We start from the raw sequence: 3,740 nt of genomic DNA, 5'->3' as shown, positions 1-3,740 counted from the left end.
ACGGGGGTAATAAGGGGGCTTCCTACGCTACCCATCTCCTATAACCCGCCGATAAGGCAGTTTGATCCGGTTCGGGCCCCTGCCCTGCGTGGCAGCATGAGGCTTGCGGTCATGGGGGGGGCGGCCCTGTTGGCCGTGCTGTCATCCAGCGAAGCGCGCGCCGAGTTCACGGTCTGCAATCAGACTCTGGATGTCGTCAATCTCGCCGTCGGCCAGAAGGTCGACAATGCGGACCAGACCGATGGCTGGTGGACCATCGGCGCCAATCAATGCGTAAACGTCATTCGTGAGGAACTGACGAACCGCTACATCTACATCTACGCAACGGACGTGTTTGGTCATGCGATCCTCACAGGATCGACCGAAATGTGCATTGAGCGGCGACGTTTTTCGATACGCGGCATCGACGAGTGCTGGCAGCGCGGCCATATCGCGGCACAATTTCTTGAAGTCGATACCCTCGAACAGGCGCGGTGGACTTTCTTTCTTACGGGAAGCAATCCGTGACGCACGGTATCGACACGAGCTTCAGGCAGAAAAAGCAGGCGCGCGCGGCCCTTCGCAGGCGCACGCTTCGGCGCAGGCTTGTTGCCGGTCTCGCGGTGGCTGTGCTGCTCTCTATCGCCGCCGGTTTCTACCTCACCGCCGAGTATTGGTCGTTCGGAGACGAAGACGAGGAGTTGCATGCGGTCGAAGGGGCGGACGATATGCCGGCGGACGCATCCGTGTATGTGCCAGCCATTATCGATCTGGCGGGGGACCCGATGTGGATCACGCTGGCGCCCGATGCCAGCGCCGCAACCAAAGGCCGGACAATGCCGCGCCCGGCGGAACTCAACCAGGCCGGCGTTTCTCCACAGATCGAAATCCTGTCTGACGTCATGCTTAGCGCGAGCGAAAAATTCATGACAACGATACCGTCGACGCAAGAGGATTTTGCATTCTTCCAGGCGCAACGAAAGACTGCTGCCCCACCATCCGGTGATCTGCAGAATGATCTTGAGCCATCGCCGATAGAGGGGGAACCAGCCGCAGCACCCGACCAAAGGGCGGACGCCGATGATCCCGAAGCCGGCTGGGGCGAGACCATCGATGCGGGCGATGCAGCCCTTCCCGCATTCCAGAAGACGCAGATCGAAAACAACACGAGTGTCGCAACCGTCTCGAATGAGTATCAGCGGTTCGAGGCGACCGAAGACACGTTCGTGAAAATCCTCAACGACCGCTCTTTGGACAGCGTCGCGCTCGATGCGCATTTCTCCGCAGAGGACGCCAAGCTGGCAGGGCAAGCGCTGAAGGCGCTTTTCAACCGCGACGGCCTGGAACCGGGCTATGTCATCGCCATGCGTGGTTTCAGGCCGAGGCGCGAGACGACGACCATGTCGCTGATGCAGGTGTCCATCTACGCCAAGAACGTCTTTGTTGGCACGCTGACACGCAATGCGGCGGGCGCATTCGTATCGGGTGTCGATCCCTGGGTCCGTGGAGATCTGTTCAACTATTCGGGCGCACAGGGGGAAGGCACGCACAAGCGGCAGTATCGCCTGCTCGACGCGAGCTACTCGACGGCGGCTCGCAACAGTGTTCCAACCGGCGTGATCGGCGAAGCGATCATGTACCTATCGCGAGGGCAGGATCTGGACGCCTTCGCCAGCGAGGACCAGCGCCTTGTGCTGATCTACTCGCAAACGCCGCGCGGCAAGGGCGAGACTGACGGGCGTGTGCTGTATGTCGGCGTGCAGGGCACCGAAAAGAGCCTCGACTGTTTCGTCTTCCAGCTGAGCGAGGGCCAGTTTGCGTGCGTTACCGGTGACGATCAGGTCCGCTCGCTGACGGTCACCAACGGCATGGTCACGCCCGTCAACGGGGTGATGACATCCACCTTCGGGCCACGCAAGCATCCAATTCTCGGCACCGTTCGCATCCACAAGGGCGTCGACTGGGCGGCTCCCGTTGGCACGCCGATCGCAGCCGCCTTCGATGGTGAGATCACCTTCCAGGGCGATGGCGGCAGCTATGGTAATCTGGTGAAGATCTCGCACCCAAACGGGCGCGAGACGCGCTATGCGCATATGCTGAAATTTGCAATCGGGACCGGTGTCGGAACCAGGGTGAAAGCCGGCGATGTGATCGGCTATATCGGCACCACCGGCCTTTCGACCGGGCCCCACCTGCATTTCGAACTCTACCAGAATGGCGCAGCGATCGACCCACTCGGCACGGTCACCGCGGTCGCTTCCGACGATTCCGCGGTCGAGACGCTCACCGACCGTATCGTTCATGTCGAAAGCGGCGGCAGCGCTCGCGCCAAGAACCCAAATTCCTCAGCAACCGGTGCAGGGCAATTCATAAGCAAGACCTGGATCAGGATGATGAACACCTACCGCCCGGAACTTGCGCGCACGCTGTCGACAGCCGACCTGCTCGCACTGCGCTACGACGCCACGATCTCGCGTGAGATGGTTCGCAACCTGGCTCGCGAAGGCGAGGCCTATCTTCGGGAGCGTGGTCACCAGATTACGGCGGGCAGACTCTATCTCTGTCATTTCCTGGGAATGGAAGGCGCGCACCAGGTGCTGTCGGCCACAGGTTCGGCGCAACTGAGCGCCGTGCTGGGGTCGGCCGTCATCCAGGCCAACCCGTTTCTCACCGGCAAGACCGCCAGCTACGTCGTGGACTGGGCCGAAAGGAAAATGGGCCAGAAGCTGGGCCGCATGGCCACTGGCGCCGCCCAGCAGACAACGACCACGGAGGTCCGCCAGACGTCACCGGAGTTTGAAAAATACAAGCAGGCCGTCACCGCCGTCATAAGCTCAATTCAGAATACGCTTTGAACCACGCTCGCGCTGCTATGCTCACCCCTGTCCAAATTCCATCGGGTAGAACAATCTTCGCCCCATCCCAGGCTGCGGCGCAGCTTTGCGTGGCTATTGTGTCTTTATCCGCATTTCCACGCGGCGATTGAGCGGATCGTATGGGTTGGAACTGCGCGGGTTCTTTTCACCCATGCCGACCGCGTTGATGCGATCAGGCTCGATGCCGCTGGCCGTGAGGAAGGCGGCTACCGATTTCGCTCGTCGTTGCGACAGGCCTTCGTTGTGGTGCACCGTGCCGGTGGCATCGGTATAGCCTTCGACGACGAAGCTGAACGTGCTCAGCCGGTTGTCCTTCAGGGCTTTGGCGAACTCGTCGAGTTCAGCGCGCGCGGTGGCGTCAAGTTCGGCCGAATCCAAGCCGAAATTGATCAGCATGTCGAGGCCGGTTTTCACTGCCGACGCGTCATTGGACTTGCTTTTGCACTCCTCCGCGGAGCCAACACAAATCCCGCGGGACTTGCCGAGATCGGCCGCACCAGCAAAAAACTTCACGATGTCTTCAGATTTCTGAACGGGGTCGGCGGAAGCGTGGGTCGAGAAAAGCACGACCGCCAACACAAAAGCTGAACTGCTCCACTGCATAGCGGCTCCTCCTGGTTGAGTATTCCGATTTTCGATGTTGGGATCATAGCAAATTCGCAGGCAATTGTCTGTCTGCAATCGCCGGGGGCGTGACAGTTGTTGCCGCGTCACCGGTTGAGACTTGACCCGCGCCGCGCCTAAGGCTTGAGTGGCCAAGCTTCTCGATGAAAGCGTGGCGGTCATGGCCAATGGGCTCCGATTCAAAACGGCAAGGGATCTTTTCGCGGCGTGTCCTGCTATTGCGCGGGACATGAGGAGCCTTCCAACCGACCAGCGCTCGAT

General features: G+C 60.5%; 3 protein-coding genes. 2 read left to right on the top strand and 1 reads right to left on the bottom strand.

Annotation, left to right across the window (positions count from 1 at the left end; translation table 11 throughout):
• The first annotated feature begins 96 nt into the window (after positions 1–96).
• Positions 97–507: a DUF1036 domain-containing protein gene (locus EOA22_RS25520; protein ID WP_024504491.1), complete on the top strand. Its 411-nt coding sequence runs from the start codon at positions 97–99 to the stop codon at positions 505–507.
• Entirely contained in the window at positions 504–2,834 is a 2,331-nt protein-coding gene (locus EOA22_RS25515) for a M23 family metallopeptidase (RefSeq protein WP_127390298.1), read from the top strand. The genes EOA22_RS25520 and EOA22_RS25515 overlap by 4 nt, the downstream gene beginning before the upstream one ends.
• A 93-nt stretch (positions 2,835–2,927) precedes the next feature.
• Here EOA22_RS25515 and EOA22_RS25510 read toward each other — a convergent pair.
• Positions 2,928–3,740, bottom strand: an 813-nt coding sequence (locus tag EOA22_RS25510; RefSeq protein WP_245478683.1) for an OmpA family protein, incomplete at its 5' end; no start/stop codon positions are given.

Source organism: Mesorhizobium sp. M7A.F.Ca.US.014.04.1.1 (genome assembly GCF_003998745.1).
Classification (GTDB): Bacteria; Pseudomonadota; Alphaproteobacteria; order Rhizobiales; family Rhizobiaceae; genus Mesorhizobium; species Mesorhizobium ciceri.
The sequence above is the reverse complement of the archived record's forward strand: the minus strand, read 5'-3'. Positions and strand labels throughout refer to the sequence as shown.

Coding starts and splice junctions, on each gene's coding strand:
- EOA22_RS25520 (WP_024504491.1), top strand. CDS start 97: ATGAGGCTTGCGGTCATGGGGGGGGCGGCCCTGTTGGCCGTGCTGTCA.